Source organism: Streptomyces sp. NBC_00523, assembly GCF_036346615.1.
GTDB lineage: Bacteria > Actinomycetota > Actinomycetes > Streptomycetales > Streptomycetaceae > Streptomyces.
Window position 1 is genome coordinate 128,498 of sequence record NZ_CP107837.1, and the last position, 25,428, is coordinate 153,925.

Consider the following 25,428-nt stretch of genomic DNA (forward strand, 5'->3'; position numbering starts at 1 on the left):
GGCCCCATGTCTCACTGACTGAGTTCCTCGTCGAGTGCGGAAAACAGTTCGGCGTCGGTGATGTCCGCCAGCCCCTCGTCGGAGGGCTCGGCGGCGCCGTCGGCGGCCGCCTGCCACCTGCGCAGCAGTTCGCGCAGCCGGCCGCCCGCCCGTTCGTGGTCCTCGGTACCGGCCTCGGCCGCTTCGAGGGCCGCCTCCAGCCGGTCCAGCTCCTGGGACAGCCCGCCGGCTCCGGAGTCCTCCGGTACGAGCCGGCCCAGCAGTTCGGCGGTGAGCGCCTCGGCCGTCGGGTGGTCGAAGACGAGCGTGGCCGAAAGACGCAGCCCGGTGGCCGTGGTGAGACGGTCACGCAGTTCGACCGAGGTGAGCGAGTCGAAGCCGAGTTCCTGAAGGCTGCGTGCGGGATCGACCCGCCGGTCGTCCGCGTGGCCGAGCACCCCGGCGATCTCGCCCCGCACCAGGGCCAGTACGGCTCCGGCACGCTCGTCGGCGCCGAGTGCGGCGAGCCGGTCCGCGAGCGAGGTCACCGATCCGCCCGCGCCGGTGGCGGCCGCGGCGGCGCTGCGACGGGCCGGGGTGCGGACGAGGCCGCGCAGCGGCGCGGGAAGGGTGCCCGCCCCGGCCCGGGCCCGCAGCGCGGCGGAGTCCAGCAGGACCGGAGCCAGGGCCGGTTGCGAGCGGGCGGCCAGGGCCGCGTCCAGCAGGGCCAGGCCCTGTTCGGCGGACATCGGGGCGAGGCCGGTGCGGGCCAGCCGGGCGCGGTCGGCGGCGCCGAGCTCTTCGGCCATGCCGGCGCCGTCGCCTCCCCACAGCCCCCAGGCAAGCGACAGCGCGGGCAGTCCGGCCGCGCGGCGCTGCTGGGCGAAGGCGTCCAGGAAGGCGTTGGCGGCGGCGTAGTTGGCCTGCCCCGCGGTGCCGAGCAGCGCGGCGACCGAGGAGAACACGACGAAGGAGTCGAGGGCGGTCCCCCGGGTCAGCTCGTGCAGGTTGCACACGGCGTCGGCCTTGGGCCGCAGCACGGTGTCGAACCGCTCGGCGGTGAGCCCGGTCAGCACCCCGTCGTCCAGTACGCCCGCGGTGTGCACGACCGAGGTCAGCGGATGGTCCTGGTCCACCCGCCCCAGGAGTCCGGCGAGCGCGTCGCGGTCGGCGACGTCGCAGGCGACGAAGACCGCCTCGGCGCCCAGTTCCCGCAGCTGCGCGCCCAGTTCCGCCGCGCCGGGTGCGTCGGCACCCCGGCGGCTCGCGAGCAGCAGGTGCCGTACCCCGTACGTGGTCACCAGGTGCCGGGCGACCAGTCCGCCCAGGAACCCGCCGGCGCCGGTGAGCAGGACGGTTCCGCCCTCCCGGAACGCCGGGGCCGGGGCGGGGTCGTCGGGCCGGGCCGGCACGAGGCGGGGAGCGTGGACGGCTCCGGCGCGCAGCGCGAGCTGTGGCTCGCCGTGCTCCACGGCGGAGAGCGCCGCGGCGGGGACGGCGGCCGCGGAGGCCGGGTCCTCGTCCAGGTCCAGGACGACGAGGCGTCCGGGGTGTTCCGCCTGGGCGGACCGCAGCAGGCCCAGCAGGGCGGCGGCCACGGGATCGGGTACGCCGTCGCCGACGGGCGCGCCGCCCCGGGTGAGCACGACGAGGCTGCTGTCGGCGAGCGCGTCCTCGGCCGGCCAGCTCTGGAGGAACCCCAGCAGTCCGCCGATGGCCTCACGGAGCGCCTCGGGCGGGGTCGCGGAGGCCGGCTCCTCGGACGGGACCACGGCGTCGGTGACGACGAAGCGGGGCGCGGACGCCCCCGACCGGACGGCCTCGGTGAGCTCGGCCAGTCCGCCGTAACGCGTGGTCCCGGCGGGTGCGGCGGTCACCTCGGACACCGGGCCGAGCAGGGCCCAGTCCGCCGGTCCTGCCGGGCCTTCCTGCGGCAGCGGCAGGGAAATCCAGTCGAGGCGCAGGAGGCCGCCGTCCGCGCCCGGGCTGCCCTGGGCGGCGGTGGCGAGGGCGCCTTCGGGGAGCGGGCGTACGGCGAGGGCGTCGACCGTGGCGACCATCCGCCCCTGCGGGTCGGCGAGGTCCAGTCGGTACGCGCCCTCGGCACCCGTGGGGGCGACGCGGACGCGCAGGGCGCCCGCCCCGGTGGCGTGCAGGCGGAGCCCGCTCCACAGGAAGGGGACGTGGATCCGGTCGGACCCTTCGCCTTCCCCGTCGTCGCCCCGGCCGGGGCCGCCGAGCGCGAGGGTGCGCAGGGCCGAGTCGAGCAGTGCGGGGTGCAGGCCGAAGTCGCCTTCACCGGCGCCCGTTCCCTCGGGCAGCCGTACGTCCAGGTAGCGGACGTCGCCTTCCCGCCAGGCCGCGGCCAGTCCCTGGAACGCCGGGCCGTAGCCGAGCCCGGCGGCCACGAGCCGGTCGGCGAGCGCGTCCACGTCCACCGGTTCGGCACCGGCCGGGGGCCAGGCCTCGGCCCAGGGCGCGGCGGGCGGGGCGGCGGTCGCGGACGGTGCCAGGGTGCCGGTGGCGTGCCGGGTCCAGTCGCCGCCGTCGACGCCGGAGTGGACGGCGAAGGTGTGCCGCCCGCTGCCGTCGCCGGTGTCGGTGACCTGGATCTGCAGGCGCGGTGCGGCGCGCTCCGGGAGCACCAGCGGCGCCTCCAGGTTCAGTTCCTCGACGGTGTCGCAGCCCACCTGGTCCCCGGCGTACACCGCGAGGTCCGCGAAGGCGGCGCCCGGCAGCAGGACCGAGCCCGCGACGACGTGATCGCCGAGCCACGGGAGGCCGGCCAACTCGATGCGGCCCGTCAGCACCGCCCCCTGGCCGTCGGCGAGTGCGACGACCGCGCTCAGCAGCGGGTGCCCGGCGCCCTCCTGTCCTGCCGAGGCCGCGTCCTGGGCCACGGCCGGGGCCTCCAGCCAGTACCGGGTCCGCTGGAAGGCGTACGTCGGCAGTTCCACCGGGTGCGCGGCCGGCAGCAGTGACGGCCAGTCCACGGCGGCGCCCCGGGTGTGGACCGTGCCCAGTGCCGTGAGGAGAGACCGCCCTTCCGGGTGCCCGGCGCGCAGGGCGGACACCGCGTCGGCCCCGTCCAGGGCGCCGCGCACCATGGCCGTCAGCACCGGGTCGGGACCGAGTTCCAGGTAGGTGGTCACGCCCTGCTCGTGCAGGGTGTTCACGCCGTCGTGGAAGCGGACGGCGGCCCGGATGTGCCGGGCCCAGTAGCCGGGGTCGGTCAGTTCGCCGGGTCCGGCGATCCGGCCGGTGATGTTGGAGACGATGGGGATGGCCGGCTCCCGCAGGTCCAGGGTGCGGATGACCTCCTCGAACTCGGCGAGGACGCCGTCCATGTGGGGCGAGTGGAAGGCGTGCGAGACGGTCAGCCGCCGGGTCTTGGTCCCCTGGGCGCGGAAGCCCTCGGCGACCTCGTCGGCCGCGTCGGGGTCTCCGGAGATCACCACCGAGTCCGGCCCGTTGACGGCAGCCAGGCTGAGCCGTCCCGCGTGCCGCTCCAGGTGGGGCAGTACGTCGGCCTCCGCGGCCCGGATCGCGATCATCGCGCCGCCCACCGGGGCCGCCTGCATGAGCCGGCCGCGCGCGGCCACCAGGGTGCAGGCGTCGGCGAGGCTCAGCACACCCGCGGCGTGCGCGGCGCTGATCTCGCCCACGGAGTGGCCGATGAGGAGGGCCGGGGCGAGGCCCGCGTGCTCGGCGAGCCTGAACAGCGAGGTCTCCAGGGCGAACAGCGCGGCCTGGGTGTGCACGGTCTGGTCCAGCAGGTCGGCCTCGGGACTGTCCGGGACCGAGAAGACGATCTCCTTCAGCGGGCGTCCCAGCTCGGGATCGAGGTGGGCGCACACCGCGTCGAAGGCGGCGGCGAAGACCGGGAAGGTCTCGTACAGGTCGCGTCCCATGCCGGGCCGCTGGCTGCCCTGGCCGGTGAACATCACGGCGGTCTTCGGTACGCCACCAGCCGTCCCCCGGACGAGGGCGGGCGTGTCGGTGCCCGCGGCGAGTGCGGCCAGGGCCTCCATGAGCTCGGCCCGGTCCGCACCCGCGACCACCGCGCGATGCTCGAAGCGGGCGCGCGTGGTGGCGAGCGCGAGGGCCACGTCCGCCACCGCCGGTCCTTTGGCGGCCACATGGTCGCGCAGGCGGGACGCCTGGTCCCGCAACGCCTCCTCGGTACGGGCGGACAGCACCCACGGCACGGGAACGGGCCCGGCGTCCGTCGCGCCCTCGGGCCGGGAGTCCTGCGGCGCCTGTTCCAGGATCAGGTGGGCGTTGGTGCCGGAGATGCCGAAGGAGGAGACGGCCGCGCGGCGCGGGCGGTCCAGTGCGGGCCACGGCCGCTGCTCGGTGAGCAGCTCCACCGTCCCGGAGGACCAGTCCACGTGCGGGGTCGGGGCATCCACGTGCAGCGTCTGGGGCAGGACCCCGTTGCGCAGCGCCATGATCATCTTGATGACTCCGGCGACGCCGGACGCGGCCTGTGCGTGCCCGATGTTGGACTTGAGCGAGCCCAGCCACAGCGGCACTTCGGGGCTGTGCTCCTCGCCGTAGGTGGCCAGCAGCGCCTGCGCCTCGATCGGATCGCCCAGCGTGGTGCCGGTGCCGTGCGCCTCCACGGCGTCCACGTCGGCGCCGCTCAGCCCGGCGTCCGCGAGCGCCTGGCGGATCACCCGCTGCTGGGCGGGGCCGCTGGGGGCCGTCAGGCCGTTGCTCGCACCGTCCTGGTTGACGGCGCTGCCGCGGATCACGGCGAGTACCTGGTGCCCGTTGGCCTGCGCGTCGGACAGTTTCTCCAGGAGCACCAGGCCGACGCCCTCGGCCCAGCCGGTCCCGTTGGACTGGGCGGCGAAGGCCTTGCAGCGGCCGTCGGGCGACAGGGCCCGCTGGCGGCTGAACTCCAGATAGGTGGTGGGCGTCGCCATGAGCGTCACACCGCCGGCCAGCGCCATCGTGCACTCGCCCGAGCGCAGCGCCCCGGCGGCCAGGTGCAGGGCGACCAGCGAGGAGGAGCAGGCCGTGTCCACGGTGATGGCGGGGCCTTCGAACCCGAAGGTGTACGCGATGCGCCCGGAGGCGACACTGCCCATGCTGCCGTTGCCGAGGTAGCCCTCGTACCCCGTGGGCGCGGGCTTGAGCCGCGAGGCGTAGTCGTTGTACATGACGCCCGCGAAGACACCGGTCCGGCTCCCGCGCACGGCGGCCGGGTCGATCCCGGCCCGCTCGAAGGCCTCCCACGCGGTTTCCAGCAGCAGACGCTGCTGCGGGTCGGTGGCCAGGGCCTCACGCGGGCTGATGCCGAAGAACTCGGCGTCGAAGTCCTCGGCTCCGTGCAGGAATCCGCCCTGCGTGGAGTACGTACGCCCGACCGCGTCCGGGTCCGGGTCGTACAGCGTCTCCTCGTCCCAGCCCCGGGACGCGGGGAAGGAGCCGACCGCGTCGGTCCCCTGCTCGACCAGACGCCACAGGTCCTCCGGGGATGTGACACCGCCCGGGTAGCGGCAGCTCATCGCGACCACGGCGATCGGCTCGTCCTCCGCGGCGGTGCCCGTGTCCCGCAGCGGTTCGGCGGCCGGGGTGCTCGCGCCGAGGACCCGCTCCAGCAAGTGGTCGGTGACCGCGCGCGGCGTCGGGTGGTCGAAGACGAGGGTCGCCGGCAGGGTCAGGCCGGTCGCGGCCCCGAGCCGGTTGCGCAGCTCCACGGAGGCGAGCGAGTCGAAGCCGAAGTCCTTGAACGGCCGTTGCTCGTTCACGGAGTCGGGCGAACCATGCCCCAGGACCGTCGCCACGGTGGCGCGGACGACCGAGGCGACCGCCTCCGCCCGCCCGTCCTCGGGCAGCGCGGCGATCCGCTCGGCCCAGGCTCCGGACTGTCCGCTGCCCGCTGCGGCAGCGGTGCGCCGGGCGGGGACCCGGACCAGTGAACGGAGCAGCGCCGGGAGCCTGCCCGCGGCCGCCTCGCCACGCAGTGCGCCCAGGTCGAGGCGTGCCGGAACGGTCGCGGAACGCCCGGTCGCCAGGGAGGCGTCGAACAGCGCGAGCCCTTCCTCGGTGTCGAGCGCGGCGATGCCCCCGCGGGTCATCCGGGACAGGTCGGTGTCACTGAGGTGACCGGTCAGTCCGGATGCCTGGCCCCACAGGCCCCAGGCCAGGGAGGTGGCCGGCAGACCCAGGGCGTGGCGGTGGGCGGCGAGGCCGTCGAGCAGACCGTTGGCGGCGGTGTAGTTGCCCTGGCCCGGATTGCCGAGCGTGGCGGTGACGGAGGAGAAGAGGACGAAGGCGGCGAGGTCGGTGTCGCGGGTGAGTTCGTGCAGGTGCCAGGCGGCGTCGGCCTTGGGGCGCAGGACGGTGTCGAGGCGCTCGGGGGTGAGTGCGGTGACCGTGCCGTCGTCCAGGGCACCTGCGGTGTGGATGACCGCGGTGAGGGGGTGGTCGGTGGGTACGGCGGCCAGGAGGGCTGCGAGCGCATCCCGGTCGGCGACATCACAGGACGCGAAGGTGGCCTCGGCGCCCATCTCCCTTAGCTGCGCGCTTAGTTCGGCCGCGCCGGGGGCGTCGGCACCCCGGCGGCTGGCCAGCAGCAGGTGGCGTACGCCGTAGGCGGTGACCAGGTGCCGGGCGAAGAGCCCGCCGAGCGTTCCGGAAGCGCCGGTGACGAGTACCGTCCCGGTCGGGTCGAGGGCCGGAGCCACGGCCGGGCTGTCGTCGGCGCGGATCAGCCGGGGCGCGAGGACGGCCTGCCCGCGCACCGCGAGCTGAGGCTCGGAGGGTGCGCCCGACAGGGCGCGCACCAGGGCGCCCGGGTCGTCACCGCCGCTCGGGTCCAGATCGAGGAGGGCGAAGCGGCCCGGCTCCTCCGCCTGCGCGGTGCGCAGCAGACCCCACACGGCAGCGCCCGCGAGGTCCCGCACGTCCTCGCCCTCCTGCGCGGCGAGCGCGCCCCGGGTGGCGACGACCAGCCGGGTGCCGGCAAGTCCTTCATCGGCCGGCCACTCCTGGACCGCCGCCAGAGCCCGGCCGACCTCGGCCCGGACCTGCTCGGGCAGCGCGGACCCGTCCTCGGCGGAAACCCCGGGGACGAGGAGCACCGCGGCCTCCGGTGCGACCGTCCCCTGCTGTACGGCTGCGAGCAGGGCGGCGGCATCGGCGTGGAGCCCGGCCCCCAGTGCCTCGGCAAGTGCGCGGTCCGTGGGGGAACCGCCGAGCACGGCCGTCGTCGCGGACTCCGTGTCCGGGTCCGGGAGTACCGCCTCGGCCCACTCCACGACGTAGGGGACGGGACGGGCAGCGGTTGCGGGCGCCAGTCCGCCTGCCGGGACCTCGCGGAGTGCGAGGGACGTGACGGTGGCGACGGGTTGTCCGGTGGTGTCGGTGATGTGGAGGGTGATGCTGTCGGTGGGGGTGGGGGTGATGTGGACGCGGACGGTGGTGGCGCCGGTGGCGTGGAGGTGGATTCCGGACCAGGCGAAGGGCAGGCGGGGTGCGGGCAGTTCGGTGCCGGGGGTCAGGAGTGCGGTGTGGAGGGTGGCGTCGAGCAGGGCGGGATGGATGCCGAAGGTGTCGGCGTCGCCGTGCTGGTCCTCGGCGAGGGAGACCTCGGCGAAGACGTCGTCACCGTTGCGCCATGCGGCCTGAACACCCTGGAACACGGGCCCGTACTCGTAACCCGCCGCCGCCAGCTCCTCGTACAGCGTGCTCGTGTCGACCCGGACCGCCCCGGCCGGCGGCCACACCGCATCGGCGGACGCCCCGCGAGGCGCCGGAACCGCCAGGGACGAGAGGACCCCGGCCGCGTGGCCGGTCCACTCGGCCCCGTCGTCCCCGCTCTCCTCCGCGCTCTCGGGGCGGGAGTACACGGTGACGGCGCGGCGGCCGCCTTCCTCGGCGTCAACGACGACCTGGAGGCGGACGGCCCCGGTGGCGCCGAGCAGCAGTGGAGCCTGGAGGGTGAGCTCTTCGAGGACCTCGCAGCCGGTCTCGTACCCGGCCCGGAGGGCAAGCTCCACGAAGGCGGTGCCGGGCAGCAGGACCGTGCCGGAAACGGCGTGATCGGCGAGCCACGGGTGCGACTTCAGCGAGAGCCGCCCGGACAGCACCGCGGACCCGCTGCCGGCGACCTCGGTCACCGCTCCGAGAAGGGGGTGCTCGGCAGAGGTGAGCCCGGCCATCGTGACGTCGCCGGTGTTGGGAGCGGATTCGAGCCAGTAGCGGGTGCGCTGGAAGGCGTACGTGGGCAGGTCGAGGGGGTGCTGGGGCTCGGGGAGGGCTGTGGTCCAGTCGACGGGGACGCCGTGGGTCCATGCCTGGCCGACGGAGAGCAGGAACCGGTCCAGGCCGCCTTCGTCCCGGCGGAGTGACGGCACGGCGAGCGCCGCGACCGCTTCGGCGGCCTCGAAGGTCTCCTGAAGACCGATCGTCAGGACCGGGTGAGCACTCGACTCGATGAACGTGGTGAAGCCGTCCGCGAGCAGGGCCCGGGTCGTCTTCTCGAACTCAACCGTCTGACGCAGATTCCGGTACCAGTACCCCGCGTCCAGGACCGCGCTGTCGACCACCTCGTTCGTGACGGTCGAATAGAACGGGATCTCCGGCCTGCGCGGCACTACCGGCGCCAAAAGCTGCGCCAACTCGTCCTGGATGGACTCCACGTGCGGGGAGTGCGAGGCGTAGTCCACCGCGATACGACGCGAACGCACCCCGTCCGCGTCGAGCACCGCAACCAGCTCGTCCAAAGCACTGTCCGTGCCCGACACGACCGTGGACGACGGGCCGTTGACCGTGGCCACGCCCAGGTCGTCCGGCCACCGCGTCAGGTACGGGCGCACCGCGTCGGCGGGCAGCGCAACCGACAGCATCCCGCCCCGACCGGCCAGAGCGATGATGGCCCGGCTCCGCAGAGCCACCACCAGGGCGCCGTCTTCCAAGGACAGCGCACCCGAGACGACAGCCGCCGCGATCTCGCCCTGCGAATGCCCCACGACCGCGTCCGGCACAACGCCAAAGGATCGCCACGCCTCAGCGAGGGAGACCATCACCGCCCACAACGCGGGCTGGATCACGTCCACCCGCTCCAGCAAGCCGTCCGGGTCACCTTCCAGCAGTACTGGCAGCAGATCCCAGTCCGTGTGAGCCGACAGGGCCCGCGCGCACTCCTCAAGGCGCGCCCGAAACGCAGGCGACGCCCCATACAGACCCGCCGCCATACCGATCCACTGCGAACCCTGCCCCGGAAACACGAACACCGTACGGCCCGCGACCGCCTCGCCCGCCGCTCCGGCATCCGCACGCAGCGCGTCCAGCAGTTCCTGCCGGGTGCTGCCGACCACGGCCTTGCGCTGCCCGAACACCGTACGGTGCGAGACCAGGGCGGTCGCAACAGCACTCGGCGTGAGCTCGGGGGCGTTCTCCATAAACTCCGTCAGACGAGCCACCTGATCACGCAGGGCCTCTTCAGTCCGACCGGACACCATCCACGGCACCACACCACCGGCAGAGGCTTCCGGCAGCGACGCCTCCGGTGCCTGCTCCAGAATCATGTGCGCGTTCGTGCCCGAGATCCCGAACGAGGACACAGCCGCACGGCGCGGACGCTCCAGCTCGGGCCACGACCGCTGCTCGGTCAGCAACTCCACCGAGCCCTGGGACCAGTCCACGTGCGACGTCGGATCAGTCACGTTCAACGTCTGAGGAAGAACCCCCTCGCGCATCGCCATGACCATCTTGATGACACCGCCCACACCCGCAGCGGCCATGGTGTGCCCGATGTTCGACTTCAACGACCCCAACCACAGGGGCTGCTCGGGGGTGCGCTCCTGCCCGTACGTCGCGATCAGGGCCTGCGCCTCGATCGGGTCACCGAGCTTGGTCCCCGTCCCGTGCGCCTCCACCACATCGACGTCCGTACCGCTCAGGCCGGCGTTGGCCAGGGCCTGGCGGATGACGCGCTGCTGGGAGGGGCCGTTCGGCGCGCTGAGCCCGTTGCTCGCACCGTCCTGGTTGACCGCCGAACCCCGGATCACCGCCAGCACCGGGTGGCCGTTGGCCTGGGCATCGGACAACCGCTCCAGCAGCAGGATGCCCGCGCCCTCGCCCCACGCCGTGCCGTCCGCACTCGCGGAGAACGCCTTGCACCGGCCGTCCTGCGACAACCCCTGCTGCCGCGAAAACTCCACGAACATCCCCGGCGAGGACATCACCGTCGCACCACCCGCCAGGGCGAGCGAGCACTCACCCCGTTGCAGCGCCTGCGCAGCCAGGTGAAGGGCGACCAGGGAGGAGGAACAGGCCGTGTCCACGGTCAGCGCCGGCCCCTCCAGGCCAAGGGTGTAGGAAATACGGCCCGAAGCAACACTCGCCGTGTTGCCCGTGAGGAGGTAGCCCTCCGTCCCCGCGACGGGCTCGGCCAGACGGGGCCCGTACTCCCCCGTCATCGCACCGACGAACACACCCGTCCGACTGCCCCTGAGCGACTGCGGAACAATCCCCGACCGCTCCAACGCCTCCCACGCCGTTTCCAGCAGCAGACGCTGCTGCGGGTCCATGGCGAGCGCCTCACGCGGCGAGATCCCGAAGAACTCCGCGTCGAACCCGTCCACCCCCTCCAAGAACCCGCCATACCGCGCATACGACTTCCCCGGCACACCCCGCTCGGCGTCGTACAGCCCCTCAAGGTCCCAGCCACGGTCCTCCGGCCAGCCACCGATCGCGTCCCCGCCCTCAGCAACCAGCCCCCACAATCCCTCCGGGGAGACCACCCCACCCGGGTACCGGCACGCCATCCCCACAATCGCCAACGGCTCGTCGGACGCGTCCTCGACTCCGGCAAGGACCGCGTCCACGGCCTCCGGGTCGGGCGCACCCACCAGGTCGCGAACGATGTGGCGGGCGAGAACGGCGGGGGTCGGGTAGTCGTAGACGAGCGAGGACGGCAGAGCGATGCCGAGGTCGGCGGCCAGACGGCTGCGCAACTCGACGGAGGTGAGCGAGTTGTAGCCCAGGTCCTTGAAGGGCAGTTCGGAATCGATCGCCTCCGCGCTGTCGTATTCGAGGATCTCGGCGGTGTGACGGCAGATCAGGCCCGTGATCAGCTTCTGGCGCAGGAGATCGCCCTGCTTGCCGGTGAGCTTGCGCACCCGGCTCGCCCACTCCCCCAGTACGCCTTCCTGCTCCTCCTGCTCCGGCTCCGGCTCCGGCTCCGCCACGGCAGCCGGGCCGTGCGGGGCATCGGGGACGTCGATCCAGTAGCGCTTGCGCTGGAAGGCGTAGGTGGGCAGCTTGACCCGGTTCCCGCCGGGCAGCAGAGCCGTCCAGTCGACGTCCGTCCCACTCGCATAAGCGGTGGCCAGGGCCCGCAGCAAAGTCCGCGGCTCGTCCCGCCCGTCCTTGAGCGCGGACGCGGCGGTGGGGGCGTCGAGGGTGTTCTGAACGAGGGAGGTCAGGACCGGGTCCGGACCGAGTTCGAGGTACGTGGTGATGCCCTGGGCGTCCAGGGTGCGGATGCCGTCGTGGAAACGGACCGCCGCGCGGATCTGACGCGCCCAGTAGGCAGGGCTGGTCAGCTCGTCGGCCATCTGGCCGGTCACGTTGGATATGACGGTGATCTGGGGCTCGTTGAAGGTGAGGGAGCCGATTGCTTCCTCGAACTCGGCCAGGGCCGTGTCCATGTGCGCGGAGTGGAACGCGTGCGAGACGGTGAGGCGCTTGACCTTGACCCCACGGCTACGGAACAGCTCCTCCAACGCCTCAACCGCGTCCGCGTCACCGGAGACGACCACCGCTGCGGGACCGTTCACCGCAGCCAGCGACACACCCTCGACCAGCTCGGGCACGACATCGGCTTCCGGAGCGGCGATGGCGAGCATCGCACCCCCCGCACGCGCGGCCTGCATCAGCCGACCCCGTACCGCCACCAACGCACACGCGTCCTCCAGCGAGAACACCCCCGCCGCGTACGCCGCGCTCACTTCACCGATCGAGTGACCGATCAGCGCATCCGGACGCACACCCCATGACGACACCAACGTGAAAAGAGCCGACTCAAGCGCGAACAGGGCGGCCTGCGTGAACCGGGTCTGACCCAGGACCGGATCGCCCCCGAACACCACATCCTTCAGCGACCGACCCAGAGGCACATCCAGATACGCACACGCCGCATCGAACGCCTCCGCAAACACCGGGAACGCCTCATACAGCTCCCGGCCCATCCCTGCCCGCTGGCACCCCTGCCCCGTGAACAGCAACGCCGTACCCGCAGCACCCGCCACCGGCCGGCCGCCCCGCACCGACTCCAGACCCGCGACCAGCTCCGCACGATCCGCACCGATCACCACCGCACGGTGCTCGAACACCGTGCGCGTCGACGCCAGCGAATAGCCGACATCCAGCAGCGAACCGTCCTCAAAAGCAGCCAGATTCGCCGCCTGCGCGCGCAGTGCCTCCGCGCTGCGCCCCGAGACCACCCACGGCACCAGGACCGGGTCCGCACCCTGCACGACAGGGGCCCGCTCGGGGCCCGGGCGGAGAATCAGGTGGCAGTTCGTCCCGCCCATACCGAACGAGGACACACCCGCGATACGGGATCCCTCCCACACACCCGTCGATGTCTGGACCCGCAGATTCAACTCATCAAGATCAATCGCCGGATTCACCGACTCGAAATTCAGACTCGCCGGCACCACCCCATACCGCACCGACATCGCGGCCTTGATCAGACCGACAATCCCCGCCGCACCCTCCAAATGCCCGACATTCGTCTTCGCCGAACCCACCACCAACGGCTCGACACGGCCCGGGGCATTCCCCAGCACCATTCCCAGAGCCGCAGCCTCGACCGGATCACCCAACGCCGTCCCGGTCCCGTGCAGTTCCACGTAACCGACCTCGCCCGGCGCCACACCCGCCCGCTCACAAGCAAGCCGCAACACCCCGGCCTGACCCTCCACCCGCGGAGCCGTCAGACCATCACCACCACCATCATTGTTGACCGCACCACCCGCGATCACACACACCACATCATCACCATCAACGACCGCATCCTCCAGCCGCTTCAGAACAACAAGACCCCCACCCTCACCCCGCACATAACCATTCGCCCGACCATCGAAAACAAACGCACGCCCATCCGGCGACAACCCACCGAACTTCGACACCGCCACCGAGGACTCCGGCGCCAGCATCAAATTCACCCCACCCGCCAACGCCAACGACACCTCACCACGACGCAACGCCTCACACGCCTGATGCACCGCCACCAACGCCGACGACTGACCCGAATCCACCACCAACGACGGACCCGTCAAACCCAACAGAAACGACACCCGATTCGCGATCACACTCCGCGCAAGACCCGTCGACGTGAAAGCACCAATCCCCTCCACACCACCCCGACGCGCCAAAACCGCATAATCGTCCGCCATCGCCCCCACGAACACACCCGCGGCAGACCCCCGCACCGAACCCGCCACCACACCGGCGTCCTCGAACGCCTCCCACGCCAACTCCAACACCAACCGCTGCTGCGGATCCATCGCCACAGCCTCACGCGGCGAAATACCAAAGAACCGCGCGTCAAAACCATCAACCCGACTCAAAAACCCCGCACGCCGAGCCACCGACTTCCCCGCCACCGACGGATCGGGGTCATAAAACCCCTCACCGTCCCAACGATCCGAAGGCACCTCGCCCACCGCATCGAAACCCCGGACCAATCCGTCCCAGAACTCCCCCGGACCACCCTCAGCACCCGGAAAGCGACACGACATACCGACAACAGCAATGGCACCGACAGGGCCGTTTTTCGGCATGCCAAAGTCCGGATTCATGATGCCTGTCTCCACTTCGTCACCAGGTCGCACCGCAGGGGTCCAAGCCGATCGTCACAACGTCGGCTAAAGCCCGTCTTGCGCGCTCACTGGACTCCGACCCGCCCGAGAACGTCGAGCTGCAAGTCGATCGGCAGGTCCTGCCGGCGGGAAATGTTGAGCTTGCGGTAGATCCGCGTGAGGTGCTGCTCGACCGTGCTCGTCGTGACGAACAGCTTGGCCCCTATCTCCCTGTTCGTGTATCCGGCGGAGGCCAGGGACGCGACGCGCCGTTCGGACTGGCTGAGGACGGCCACGTCGGGCTCGGGGGCCGCCGCGGCGCAGCGTTCCACCTCGGCGTCGGAGTCTCCGCGCCGGCGGCCCGGCAGGATCTCCCCGCAGAGCGGTGTCGCGTCGCACTCGTCGGCCAGTCTCCACGCGCGCCCGATGACGGAGCCCGCGCGCGGCCCCTCGCCCAGGGTCTGGAGGTTCCGGCCGAAGTCGGCGACGGCCTTGGCTAGTTCCAGGCGGTCACCGCAGCTCCGCAGGTCGGCGACCGCCCGGGTGAGGAGGGCCGGCCGGTCGTGGGTCTCCTCGGTCGCGGCGTGCAGGCGCAGCGCCATGCCGCGGGTCCGCGCGCCGATACCCGGTACGGCGAGCTGCGCCGTGGTCAGCACGCGTGCCTCGCAGGGGCGGCGCAGGCGCAGCAGGGCGTCGGCCGCGTCGATGCGCCAGGGCAGACCGCCGGGGTGGTCCAGGCCCCACCGTCCGGCCAGGCGGCCCACGTCGAGGAATTCGCTCAGGGCGGCCTGGGCACGGTGCGTGGCCAGGTAGTACCTGCCCCGTGCCTGGAGGTACGGCAGGGCGTGCACGGTGCGGGGCAGGTGGTCGGGCAGGGGCAGCGGAAGGTGCCGGGCGGCGTCGTCGTAGCGGCCCATGGCGGTGAGCGCGGTGACGAGGACCGCGACGGGGCGGTACATGAACGTTCCGCCGCGTCCCGCGACCGCCGCCACGGCGGCGCTCGCCGCGCGCTCGGCACCGGCGAGGTCGCCGAGGTGGATGAGTGCCTCGCCGCGCAGCGAGGCGAACATGGCCTGCCAGCCGCGGGCCCGGCGGTGTTCGGCGTCGGCGTGCAGTTTCCGGCACCGGACGGCGGCCCGGCGCGGGTGTCCGGTGTGCAGCAGGATGCGTACGGCCTGGACCAGCGGTTCGAAGGTGTCGTGTGCCAGCGGGGTTCCCTCGATCAGCCGTTCGGCGGCGGACGCGTCCCAGGGGTCGCCCGGGTGGGTCCACAGCGCGGCGCAGAGGGGGGTCGCGTCGCTGTCGGCGGCGGGTGGGACCGCGAAGAGGTCGCGCAGTGCGTCGGCGCCGGAGGGCGCGAGCCGCAGTACCTCCGCCGCCTCCGCCACCCGTCCCTGGGCGACGAGCAGACGGGCCAGCGAGCCCGTGGGCGCGCCGGAGCGTCCGGCACGCAGTGCGGCGAGCGGAGCGTCGAGGTGCTGTTCGGCGGCGGCGGGGGTGAGGCGCCAGGTGAGGGCGGCGAGTTGCAGGCCGATCCGCCACCGGGTCGGTTCGTCGTCGGTGCCGGCGTGGGCGAGTTGCAGGCAGGCGGCGGCGCGTTCGGCCTCGTCGGCGGCGAGGGCCTGCTGTCCGGCCTCGCAGAGCGTACGCACGGCCCAGTCCCCGGGAGCGCTGCCGTGGGCGCGCAGGTACGAGGCGACGGTCTCGGCCTCGGCCCGGTCGGCGTACAGCGCCTCGGCCGTACGCCCGTACAGGCGGGTGCGCTCGGCGGCTCCGAGGGTCTCCAGTGCGGCGGCGGCGATGTCGGGGTGACGCAGTCCGGGCCCGTCGGTGAGTCCTGTCTCGTCCAGGGCGGCGAGGGCCCGGGCGGCGTCCGCGGGGGCTGCCCCGGCGACGGCGGCGGCGCGGTCGAGGGTGGCGTGGGTCCCGAGGACGGCCAGGGCGCGGGCGAGGTCGCGGGCGGGGCGCCCGCAGCGCTGGAGGCAGGCCCGCACCGCGTCGGCGAACGGCCCCGCCGGTTCGGGGTGGGCGGTGTCGTACTCGGACATCAGGGCCCTGAGCAGCAGCGGATTGCCTCCGGTGCGCGCGTAGAGGCGGTCGGCCGATTCGCCGGGCGCCCCGCCCCGGAGGCGGTCGCGCAGGAGGGCTGCGGTGGCGGCGCGGTCGAGACGGCCGAGGCGGATCCGGTCGAAGCCCGGGTGGCGCAGCAGTTCGGTGACGGCATCGCGGGCGTCCGCGCCCGGGCCGCCGAGCGGGCCGGTGAGCACGATGAGCAGGCCGGTGCCGCGCGGGGCCCTGATCGAACCGGTCAGGAAGGCGAGGGAGGCCGCGTCGGCGTACTGCAGGTCATCGAGGCAGACGACGAGCGGTGCGGGTCCGTCCAGCCCCCGGACGGCCGCGGTGAAGGAGGCGGCCGCGGAAGCGTCGGGGGCGGCGCCGGGAGTCCGCGCGGAGTGGGTGCGCAGTGCCTCGGCCCACTCGTCCAGCGCGCGGTGACCCGTGGCGGGCCCCTTGGGGGTGGCAGCGGCCCACAGCACGGTCGCGCCGCGTTCGCGGGCGGTGTCGGCGATGGTCCTGAGCGTTTCGGACTTGCCGCACCCGGAGGCGCCTTCGATGAGCACGATGGCGGTGGCACCGGTCTCCGCCGCCGCGAGGGCGGCGTTCAGCCGGGCGAGTTCGGTATCCCGGGACAAGAGCGTCATCAGCCGTTTCCCCCGTTGCGCAGCGTCACTTGTCCGCCCAGCGTAAGGACCGGCCGGGGAGCCGGCCCACGCTCCGCAGTGGCCAGTTATTGCCTGGCCACAACTCCGCGCGCCGGGTCAGCCGACGGCGCTGCCGAGCCGTTCCTGGCCCAGGGCCGCCAAGTCGTCGGCGATGGCGCGGGTCACCGCGTCCTGCTGCGGAGTGAGGTAGAAGTGGCCGCCGGGGAAGCTGCGGAAGGTGAAGCTTCCGGAGGTGTGCTCGCGCCACTCCATCGCCTCGTGCAGGCTCACCCGGGGGTCGGACTCCCCGGTGAGCACGCTGAGCGGGCAGCTCAGCGCGCGGTCCCGGCCGGGGTCGGGCTGGTAGCGGTACGTCTCGATGGCCTTGAAGTCGGCGCGGATGGCGGGCAGCACCATGCGGACGATCTCCTCGTCGGCGAGCACCCCCGGGTCGGTGCCGGCCAGTTGCTGGATCTCCGCGATGAGGGCGTCGTCGCCCTTGGTGTGCACGCTGTCGGGGCGCGGCATGTGGGGGGCGCGGCGGCCGGAGACGATCAGGCCGAGCGGCGGTTCGCCCTCCGCCTCCATGCCGCGGGCGAGTTCGAAGCCCAGTACGGCGCCCATGCTGTGTCCGAAGAGGACCAGCGGGCGGTCGGCCCAGGGCCGCAGCGCCTGGTGGATGGCGTCGACGAGTTCCTCGGTGACGGTGATCGGAGGCTCGTGGCGGCGGTCCTGGCGGCCCGGGTACTGGATGGCCAGGACGTCGGCGTGGGCGGCCAGGGCCTGGGAGAAGGAGAAGAAGGCGGAGGCGGTGCCCCCCGCGTGCGGGAGGCAGACGAGGCGGTACGGCTGCTCGGGGGCCGGGTGGAAGCGGCGGACCCACAGCTCCGTGTCGGTGTCGATGCTCATTCCCGTTCCTGCTCCCTGCTCGTTGCCCGGTACTCGTCGCATGCGCGGAGGGCAAGGTAACGGCGGGTGGTTAAGCCGTACTTGTGCGGCGGTCACCACCCGGCGGAGGGGCACTTCCCGATTGCCCACTCCTGGCCTTCAACCGGAAGACGTATCTGGGGCACACTCTGGACTCGCTGGTCCGGCAGACCCTGCCGCGCGAGGCCTCGCCCTACCCGGCGGCGGTGCGCTCCGGCCCCGGTCCCGCGAGCAGGGCGAGGGTCCTGCGGCGGGGCAGGAGGCGGGTGGTCAGGAGTGCGAGCAGGCGGTTGACCCGGCCCGGGACCGTGGTCGGCCCGTCCTCCTCGCGCAGGGCGCGCTGGGCCGCCGCGACGACCTGTTCCGGCGTCCCGACCAGGGCGGCGGGCGCGTCCTCGTGGCGCTGGGACTCGGTCGCCGTCATGCCGGGGCAGAGCGCCAGCACCCGGATGCCGGTGTCGCGGTGGGCCGTCCAGAGCGCTTCGGTGAGGGCGGTCGTGTACGCCTTGGTGGCGCTGTACACGGCGAGGTCCGGCTTCGGGGTCCAGCCGAGCGTCGAGGAGACGTTCAGCAGGGCGTCCCCGGGGCGGGCGTGGCTCAGGAAGGCGTACGAGAGTGCCGTCACGGCGCGGCAGTTGAGGTTCAGCATATCCTCGGCCCGGGACAGCGGGGTCTCCGTGAAGGCGCCCGTGGTGGCGGTCCCGGCGTTGTTGACCAGCAGCTGGACGCGGGTGCGGGCGATCAGCTCGCCGGTGCGGCGCACCCCGTCCTCGGTGGCGAGGTCGGCGGCCAGCCACGTGTGGCCGGGGCCCAGTCCGTCGGTGAGGGCCCGCAGCCGTTCGGCGTCACGGGCGACGGCGATGACCCGGTGGCCGTCGGCGGCCAGGCGGTGGGCGAAGGCCCGGCCGATCCCGGCGCCGGCCCCGGTGACCAGGGCGGTCGGGCGGTCGTCGGTCCGCGTCGGCACGGGTCACCCCGCCGAGGGGCGGGTCGCGGGCTGGGCGCGGAAGGAGAACGCCTCCATCAGGCGGCGGCGCCCGGTCTTCTGCACCGCCGCGATCCCCCAGGTGCCGTCGCCCCGAGGCACCAGGGTGTACGTCGTGATCTTGTCGTACCGCCCCTCCTTCGCACCGTGCTTGCGGGCGGCCCCCCGGGTGACGGCCACGGCCGTGTCCCGGCCACGGTGGAACCGCACGCCGATCACGTCGAGGTCGAGCCGGGTCCCCTTGAGGAAGCTGTCGAACAGGGCCTGATGGGCGCGCCCGATCTCGGCGCCGCCCTGGTAGACGGTGCCACGTACGTGACGTCGGTGGCGTCCTCGGTGAAGCAGGCGCCGTACGCGGCTCCGTCCCCGGCGGCCCAGGCGGCGGCGCTGCGGTGCAGCAAGGCGTGGACGGCGGTGGTGTCCTCGGTGGTGGTCATGCCGGTGTCCTTCCGGGGGTGGTGGGCGGGCGGGGTCACTTCTCGGCCTTCGGGGCGGTGGCCGGGTCCCAGAGGAAGGAGACGCGCTCCATGACGTTCTGACGCTGCGTGTTGTGGAAGGCGGCGATGCGCCAGTGGCCGTCGCCCTCGCGGACGAGCGTGTACGTCTGGGTCTTGCTCAGGTCCGCGGCGGACGGCGCGTCCCCCTTGTAGGTGTCGCCCCGGCTGGTGACGACGGCGGTGTCGGGGCCGTAGAACCGGATGCCGAGGAACGAGTCGGCGAGGCTGGTGCCCTTGACGAACCCGCCGAACAGGGCGTGGTGGGCGTCGGCGATGTCCTCGCGGCCCTGGTAGTGGGTGCCGACGTAGGTGGTGTACGTGGCGTCCGCGGTGAACTGCTCGCCGTATCCGGTGGCGTCGGCGCGGCCCCAGGCGTCGGTGAAGTCGCGCAGGGTGTCGCAGACGGCGCGCTGGTCGCCGGCCGCCGCCGTGCCGGACGGGGTGGCGATACGGGTCGGGGTGACGGCGGTGCACTCCGCCTCTCCGAGGACCTTGGGGTCGGAGGTGGCGTCGAGCCAGAAGTAGCCGCCGCCGGCCGCGAGAACGGTGACCAGGGCGCCTCCGATGAGGACCCGCTTGACGGTGCGGCGACGGGAGCGCGGCTTGGGGGCGGTCGGCTCGGGTGCGGTGGTGTCCGGGGTCTCGGTGGCGGTGCTCATGCTCATGGTTCCCTCCGTGGTAACTTCACAGACAGAGAAGATGCTGCGAAGCATCTTCTTCGTCAAAGATTTCTCTTCGCTGAAGAAGCGATTATGGAGCGGAGGAGCCCGTGTCAACAACAGCCATGCCGTCCGGCGCCAGTGAGACCTACCGCCGGTATCTGAGCGCCGTCATGCTGCACGGCCACGCCAGCGCCAAGGCGTGCGAACTGGGCGCCACCGACCTGTACGCACTCAACATCCTGGGTCTCACCGGACCGTTGACCCCTGGTGAGCTCGGCGCACGCACGGGGCTGACCACCGGCCCCACCACCCGCCTGATCGACCGGCTGGAGGCGGCGGGGTACGTGCGCCGCGCACCGTCCCCCGACGACCGGCGCAAGGTGATCGTGGAGCCCATCGGCAAACCGGCCGGACTGGACGAGGCGATGGCCCCCGCCCGGAAGCGCATCGGCGAGCTCTTCGCCGACTACACGCCCGACCAGCTCGCCGTCCTGTTCGACTACTTCGCCCGCGCCTCGGACGCGTACCAGGCCGCCGCCGAGCAGCTGCGCGGCGCCGGTTCCGACTGAAGGTCCGGCCGAAGGGAACACGGGCCGGCTCCGCATGGAGTACGAAGAATCGTTACGTCGACGCCGCGCGGGTGACCTCGCGCGTCCGGGGGCCGGGCTCAGGGAAGGGACCTGCGGGTCCGGCAGCTCGCCGGGGCCCGGCGTCGGGGCGGCCGTACGTGCCCCGGATCGGTACGGGTGCAGTCGACATGGGTTACATGAGGCTTCGTCATGGGGCGGCCGCCGCGTTCGGCGCGCTCGCTCTCCTCACCGCGCAGCCGGGGTCCGCGAGCGCCGCCGTGGGGGACTTCTCCTACACGTACGCCGGGCTCGACGGCATGCCGCGCACGGTCACCCTGCACGATCCCCAGAGCCCCGGCTGCGTCACGCTCCCCGAGGTCGCCGACACCCGGGGCTCCGAGCCCGCCTACGCCCCGCAGAACGAGACCGCCGAGTGGGTCATGGTGTTCACCGGCACCGACTGCACCGGCGACTCCTGGACCCTGGGCCCACACGGGCGCCCCACATCGGAACGGCTCAAGCTGCGCTCGGTGTACCTGACCGGGCGTCACTAGGGCCTGTCGTCAAACTGCCGTCGTCCGCCCGGGGGGCGGGCCGGGCGGCGTCAGGTGCATCCCCAAGTTCTCGGCTCCGCTCGAACAGGGGAGACCCCACTTCTCGGCGTGCCGGCCCCAGTGCGTGCATGGCGTCGCCCGGCAGACGGCAGTTTGACGACAGGCCCTAGGGGGTGTCAGCCGAGGATGAGCGGGAGCCGTGCCGCCAGGGCGCCCAGGTCGGCCGTCTGCGCGGGGGTCGGTGTGCTGCGGCCCGTGCCGGTCCGCAGTGCGTCGGCGTCGGTGAGCGAGGCGGGGAACGCGGCGCCCGCGACCGCCTCCAGCGCGGTCCGGGCCACGGCCAGGGTCTCGGTGGGCGGCCCGGGGGCGGCGGGCAGGTGGGCCACGAGGTCGAGGTGGTGCAGGGTGCCTTCGAGGACGTACGCGGAGAGGTAGTCGGCGACCGTGAGGACCATGTCCTGCGTACGGACCCGGGCGGCCGGGTCCGCGAGACCGGCGGCGCGGACGGCCGCCGTGCCGACGTCGTCGATGTGGTGCTTGAGCCAGCGCGGTTCGCCGTACGCGGCCGCCAGCCGGGGGATCAGGGCGTCGAGCGGGTCGTCGCCCTTCGGGGGTTCGGGGAGCAGCGTCCAGTAGCCGGGCGCGTCGGTCGTGGCGGGCGCGTCGGCGGGGGTGACCAGGGTGATCAGGACGTCCTGCGCGTCGATGACCAGGTGACACACCAGGTCCCGGACGAGCCACCCCGTACAGCCCGAGGGTTTGTCGAAGTCCTCGTCGGGAAGACCGGCCACGGCGTCGAGCAGCGCCGTCCAGGAACGCGAAAAGGAATGCATGCGCCCACGCTAGGGGGTGTGCGCCTCATCCGTAGTGACGCAGCTGCGGCCACATCTCGGCCCAGGGGTGGCGCGGCCCCGTACAGACGTAGACGTGTCCGCCCCATTCCACGTTGTGCATGCCGTACGGGTTGGTGAGGCCGGCGGCCACGGTGACGTGCCGGAAGTACCGGCGCAGCTGGGCCTCGTAGCCGGGGGCGTGCTCCGGGCCGGGGGCGACGGCCAGGACCGTGGTGGCGGCCGGGTCGCCGGGGCCCCACCACCAGTCGGTGTTGTGGGCGCTCACGGCCTGCGGAAGGCCGGTGCCGCGCCCGAGTTCGTTGATGGCGCCCGCTTCTCCGTAGTCGGCCGTGTAGATCACCGCGTGGGCGCGCTGCTCCTGGGGGAGGCCGTCCCACACCTGGCGCACGGTGCCGACGAGTTGGGGCCAGCCGAGGGTCTCCCCGGTGTTGGTGCTGACGCCGTACGTCCAGGCGACCGCGCCCGGCGGCAGGACAGGCAGGACGATGACGGCGAGCACCGCGGTGGAGACGGCGGTCGCGATCGTGAGGGAGCGCATACGGTCGCGGCGGGCACGCAGCCATCCGTCGAGCCCGACGGCACCGGCCGCCAGCAGGCACACGTACAGCCCGCCCAGGTAGTAGATCTGGGCGCCCGTCGTCACGGCGAACACCACGAACAGCACGGCGTACGCAGCGACCAGGCACTGCCACAGGGGCCGCCCCGAGCGCCAGAGGAAGCGCAGGCCGCCGAACCACAGGACCGCCGTGGCGAACCCGGCCGTGGCGAGCTGCCCGACGATCCAGGTGAGGATGTTCCCTGGGCCGCCGTTCTTCTCGTTGAGCGCCCGGGTCATCTCGAACATGGCCCAGTCGTGGTGCGCCTGCCACCACAGGTCCGGCAGCACCAGCAGCACGGCGAGCACGGCTCCCGCCAGGAGCCACCGGTCGGCCACCGTGCGCCGGGCCGGGCCGAGGAGGACGGCGGCCACCAGAACGATCCCGAAGATGCCGGCGAGATGGTTGAACTCGGCGCCGATGCCGACGAGCGCCCCGGCCGCGAGCCACCAGCGGGTGTCGCCGGTGCGGCCGATCCGTACGACCACGAGCGCGATGGCCGCCCAGGCCAGCACCTCGTACGCCGTGGTGTTGGCGAGGTGCGCGCCGCCCAGGAGCACGGGCATGGCGGCGGTCGCGACCGCCGCGAGGAGCTGCGTCCGCCGGGCGCCGCCGAGCTCCCGCGCCGTCAGCCCGCCCACGACCACCGTGCCCGCCGCGGCGAGCGCGGGCCAGAGCCGCAGCCCGGCCTCCGAAACGCCGAACAGCTCCAGCGAGACGCGCGCCAGCAGCGGGGCCAGGACCGGCTGGTCCACGTAACTCGCCTGGAGGTGCCGGGCGCTGTCGAGGAAGTACAGCTCGTCGATGTGGAAGCCGTAGCGCGTGGACAGAGCCATGAGGAGGACGAAGACCCCGGCGGCGACGAGAAGCACGCGGCGGTCGGGCGGGGCCAGGGGGTGGCTCGCAGTGTCGGGTGCGGGTATGTCCGTCTCGTCCGCCATGTCGTCCGTCCCCCGGTGCCGGCGTCCCGGGGCGTCGTCCGCAGCCCGGGCGGCCCGTGTACCGCGGGCCGCCCACACCCTAAGGCCAGGCGAGGTCGTCCACTGTGGCGGCGGGTGTCTGCCAACCCTGCCCTCGCCGTCAGCTCCCGGCCACCCACTGCGCGTGGAAGCCGTGCGGGATGCGTACCGGAAGCTTCACGACGGCGACGGGCCGCCCGGTGAAGTCCGCCGTGTCGATGACGACGAGGTCGCTGGTGCCGGAGGCGGTGTCGTAGACGGCGCTGAGCAGATAGCCGTCTCCCTCCGGGGCACGGGCGGAGCGGGGTACAAAGACCGCTTCGCCGCCCTCGCGGCCCGGCCCGAAGCGGTGCCGGTCGACGCGGCCTGTCACGAGGTCGTGGCGCAGCAGCGCGGGCCCGGCGAGCGCGGCGCCCTGGTCCGGGTGCAGCTCCACCGTAAAGGCGTAGCGGTACGGGGAGCCCGCGTACCGGTCGTCGATGCGGGGGAACTCCTGGGTCTCGCCGGACAGCCGGTCCTCGGTCACGAGGCCGCCGGCCCGGTCCACGGTCCAGCGCCACAGGGTGGGCGCCGACTCGCTGGGATGCAGGGGGTCGCGGTCGAAGGCGCGCTCGTGGCGGATGACGTCGATGACGATGTGGCGGCCACGGCTGTACGCGTTGACGGGATGGAAGACGAAGCACGGGGCGATGCTCATCCACCGCACGTCGGCGTCCGTGCCCTCCCGGGGGAGTATGCCGAGGCGAGCCTCATGGCTGTCGTTCCAGGTGTACGGGACGCGTGAACCCGCGGCCGCCGCCCGGGCGTCGTAGGTGACCGGCAGGTCGTAGATGATTGCCTCGCGGTCCGTCAGCGAGAAGGCGTGCATCATCGGGGTGTCCTTCACCGTGATGTTCTCGCGTCGGCGTACCCGCCCCGACGCGTCCAGCGTCAGGTGGTCGACCCCGGGGCGGCCCGGCTCGTACGCCACCGCGTGCATCTCCTGGGTGAGCGGATCAACGACGGGGTGGGCGCTGAAGCCGCCGGGCAGGGTGCCGTCGAAGTCGACCCGGTCGAGCGTTTCCAGCCGGTCGCCGAGCCGGGTGGGCAGCGCGCCGCCGTCGGCGAGCGCGAGGGTGTGCCCGGCGTGCCGGACGATCGCGCAGTTGGTGTTGTCCGACAGGCCGTGACGCGGGCCGGGCGCGGGGAGTTCGCCGAGGGCGCGTGCCACGCGGTCCGTGCGCACCCAGCGGTTGCGGTACCACTCGGCGCGGCCGCCGCGCAGGCGCAGGCCGTGCACCATCGCGTCGCCGGCGAAGGAGTGGTCGACGGCCGGGTCGTGGCCGTCCATCGTGTTGGGGCCGATCCGCAGGAAGGTGCCGTCGAGCTCGGCGGGCAGCTGTCCGCTCACCGCCGGGAAGGGCAGGGTCACCTCTTCGCGAACCGGCCGGTAGCCGCTGCTCAGCAGATGTGACGTGCTGTGCCGGTGATGAGTGGGCATTGCTGTCCATCCTCACGAATCGCTGTTACGTAACATCGTTATGGCAGCGTTGCACCGGCATGACAGGATGTCAACCGTGAGCCCACGGACAGCGAATCCCGCTCTTGGCGTACAACTCCTCGAAGCCGCGGCACAGCTCCTCGCCGAGGAGGGTCCCGCCGCGCTGTCGACCCGTCGTCTCGCCGCGGCGGTGGGTGCCTCAACGACGGCGGTGTACACGCACTTCGGCGGAAAGAGCGACCTGGTCAGGGCCATGGTCAAGGAGGGCTTCCGGCTGCTCGACCGGCGACTGCGAGAGGTGCCGGAGTCGTCGGACCCGGTCACCGACATCTGCTCCCTCGGGGTGGCCTACCGGTGCAACGCGCTGGAGCATCGCCACCTCTACGGGGTGATGTTCGGGGGCGCCGTCCTGGGCGGCTTCTCGCTGACCACGGAGGACCGCCAGCACGGCCGCTACACCCTCAACGTCCTGGTGCGGGCGGTGGAGCGCGGCATGGAGACGGGCCGGCTGCACCCGGGGGACGCGTACCTGGTGGCCCATCAGCTGTGGGTCGCGCTGCACGGTCTCGTGACGCTCGAACTCGGCGACTACCTGGTCGAGCCGTACGACGCGAACGTCTGCTTCGAGGCCCAGCTCACCGGCCTCCTCGTGAGCGTCGGCGCGGCCCGGGACACGGTGGCCGCCGCGCTGCGGCAGAGCTGCGACGGCACGGACGCCCCCTGAGGGGGTGCGGATTCAGCCCGCAGAGGCCGGCCGTGGAGCGGGACAACCCCTAGTACGGCCTCGGGACAGCGCGGCCGCCGGGACCGTACGACCGCGTGGACAGCACGCTCGCGT

General features: G+C 73.0%; 13 protein-coding genes. 3 read left to right on the top strand and 10 right to left on the bottom strand.

Going from position 1 to position 25,428, the window contains the following annotated elements:
- Nucleotides 1-11 precede the first annotated feature (11 nt).
- The 7 genes from OHS17_RS33080 to OHS17_RS33110 all read right to left on the bottom strand — a co-directional run bounded on the left by OHS17_RS33080 (nt 12) and on the right by OHS17_RS33110 (nt 19,581).
- Nucleotides 12-13,805 carry a type I polyketide synthase gene (locus tag OHS17_RS33080; RefSeq protein ID WP_330315610.1) on the bottom strand — a complete coding sequence of 4,598 codons (13,794 nt, stop codon included), beginning with the start codon at nt 13,803-13,805 and terminating at the stop codon, nt 12-14.
- An 86-nt stretch (nt 13,806-13,891) separates the two neighbouring features.
- Nucleotides 13,892-16,507 (bottom strand): helix-turn-helix transcriptional regulator, encoded by a 2,616-nt coding sequence (locus OHS17_RS33085; protein ID WP_330315495.1) that lies wholly within the window; start codon nt 16,505-16,507, stop codon nt 13,892-13,894.
- A gap of 117 nt (nt 16,508-16,624) precedes the next feature.
- Entirely contained in the window at nt 16,625-17,416 is a 792-nt protein-coding gene (locus tag OHS17_RS33090) for a thioesterase II family protein (protein ID WP_330315496.1), read from the bottom strand.
- A gap of 211 nt (nt 17,417-17,627) precedes the next feature.
- On the bottom strand, nt 17,628-18,401 hold the full coding sequence (locus tag OHS17_RS33095) for an SDR family NAD(P)-dependent oxidoreductase (protein ID WP_330315497.1): 774 nt from the start codon (nt 18,399-18,401) through the stop codon (nt 17,628-17,630).
- Between the two features lie 3 nt (nt 18,402-18,404).
- The gene (locus OHS17_RS33100) at nt 18,405-18,701 is read right to left on the bottom strand and encodes a hypothetical protein (RefSeq protein WP_330315611.1); all 297 of its coding nucleotides are present in this window, start codon (nt 18,699-18,701) and stop codon (nt 18,405-18,407) included.
- Nucleotides 18,635-18,856, bottom strand: coding sequence for a hypothetical protein (locus OHS17_RS33105; RefSeq protein WP_330315498.1), 222 nt, complete (start codon nt 18,854-18,856; stop codon nt 18,635-18,637). The genes OHS17_RS33100 and OHS17_RS33105 overlap by 67 nt, the downstream gene beginning before the upstream one ends.
- A gap of 35 nt (nt 18,857-18,891) precedes the next feature.
- Nucleotides 18,892-19,581, bottom strand: coding sequence for an SgcJ/EcaC family oxidoreductase (locus tag OHS17_RS33110; protein ID WP_330315499.1), 690 nt, complete (start codon nt 19,579-19,581; stop codon nt 18,892-18,894).
- A gap of 119 nt (nt 19,582-19,700) precedes the next feature.
- Here OHS17_RS33110 and OHS17_RS33115 point away from each other — a divergent pair, with 119 nt between their 5' ends.
- Together OHS17_RS33115 and OHS17_RS33120 are read left to right on the top strand one after the other, a co-directional pair.
- Nucleotides 19,701-20,147 carry a MarR family winged helix-turn-helix transcriptional regulator gene (locus OHS17_RS33115; protein WP_161206621.1) on the top strand — a complete coding sequence of 149 codons (447 nt, stop codon included), beginning with the start codon at nt 19,701-19,703 and terminating at the stop codon, nt 20,145-20,147.
- Between the two features lie 197 nt (nt 20,148-20,344).
- The gene (locus OHS17_RS33120; protein WP_330315500.1) at nt 20,345-20,701 is read left to right on the top strand and encodes a hypothetical protein; all 357 of its coding nucleotides are present in this window, start codon (nt 20,345-20,347) and stop codon (nt 20,699-20,701) included.
- Between the two features lie 176 nt (nt 20,702-20,877).
- On the opposite strand, the gene OHS17_RS33125 is transcribed toward OHS17_RS33120, so the two are convergent.
- The 3 genes from OHS17_RS33125 to OHS17_RS33135 all read right to left on the bottom strand — a co-directional run bounded on the left by OHS17_RS33125 (nt 20,878) and on the right by OHS17_RS33135 (nt 24,590).
- Complete coding sequence (locus tag OHS17_RS33125; protein ID WP_330315501.1) at nt 20,878-21,534, bottom strand: maleylpyruvate isomerase N-terminal domain-containing protein; 657 nt, start codon at nt 21,532-21,534, stop codon at nt 20,878-20,880.
- A gap of 25 nt (nt 21,535-21,559) precedes the next feature.
- The gene (locus OHS17_RS33130) at nt 21,560-23,092 is read right to left on the bottom strand and encodes an ArnT family glycosyltransferase (protein WP_330315502.1); all 1,533 of its coding nucleotides are present in this window, start codon (nt 23,090-23,092) and stop codon (nt 21,560-21,562) included.
- A gap of 139 nt (nt 23,093-23,231) precedes the next feature.
- Nucleotides 23,232-24,590, bottom strand: coding sequence for a carotenoid oxygenase family protein (locus tag OHS17_RS33135; protein ID WP_330315503.1), 1,359 nt, complete (start codon nt 24,588-24,590; stop codon nt 23,232-23,234).
- A 76-nt stretch (nt 24,591-24,666) separates the two neighbouring features.
- Between OHS17_RS33135 and OHS17_RS33140 the strand changes: the two genes are divergently transcribed.
- Nucleotides 24,667-25,314, top strand: coding sequence for a TetR/AcrR family transcriptional regulator (locus OHS17_RS33140; protein ID WP_026171889.1), 648 nt, complete (start codon nt 24,667-24,669; stop codon nt 25,312-25,314).
- Nucleotides 25,315-25,428 lie beyond the last annotated feature (114 nt).

Bases quoted from the DNA above. Each gene is read 5' to 3' on its own strand.
- OHS17_RS33080 (WP_330315610.1), bottom strand. From the start codon at position 13,805: ATGAATCCGGACTTTGGCATGCCGAAAAACGGCCCTGTCGGTGCCATT.
- OHS17_RS33085 (WP_330315495.1), bottom strand. From the start codon at position 16,507: ATGACGCTCTTGTCCCGGGATACCGAACTCGCCCGGCTGAACGCCGCC.
- OHS17_RS33090 (WP_330315496.1), bottom strand. From the start codon at position 17,416: ATGAGCATCGACACCGACACGGAGCTGTGGGTCCGCCGCTTCCACCCG.
- OHS17_RS33105 (WP_330315498.1), bottom strand. From the start codon at position 18,856: ATGACCACCACCGAGGACACCACCGCCGTCCACGCCTTGCTGCACCGC.
- OHS17_RS33110 (WP_330315499.1), bottom strand. From the start codon at position 19,581: ATGAGCATGAGCACCGCCACCGAGACCCCGGACACCACCGCACCCGAG.
- OHS17_RS33115 (WP_161206621.1), top strand. From the start codon at position 19,701: ATGCCGTCCGGCGCCAGTGAGACCTACCGCCGGTATCTGAGCGCCGTC.
- OHS17_RS33120 (WP_330315500.1), top strand. From the start codon at position 20,345: ATGAGGCTTCGTCATGGGGCGGCCGCCGCGTTCGGCGCGCTCGCTCTC.
- OHS17_RS33125 (WP_330315501.1), bottom strand. From the start codon at position 21,534: ATGCATTCCTTTTCGCGTTCCTGGACGGCGCTGCTCGACGCCGTGGCC.
- OHS17_RS33130 (WP_330315502.1), bottom strand. From the start codon at position 23,092: ATGGCGGACGAGACGGACATACCCGCACCCGACACTGCGAGCCACCCC.
- OHS17_RS33135 (WP_330315503.1), bottom strand. From the start codon at position 24,590: ATGCCCACTCATCACCGGCACAGCACGTCACATCTGCTGAGCAGCGGC.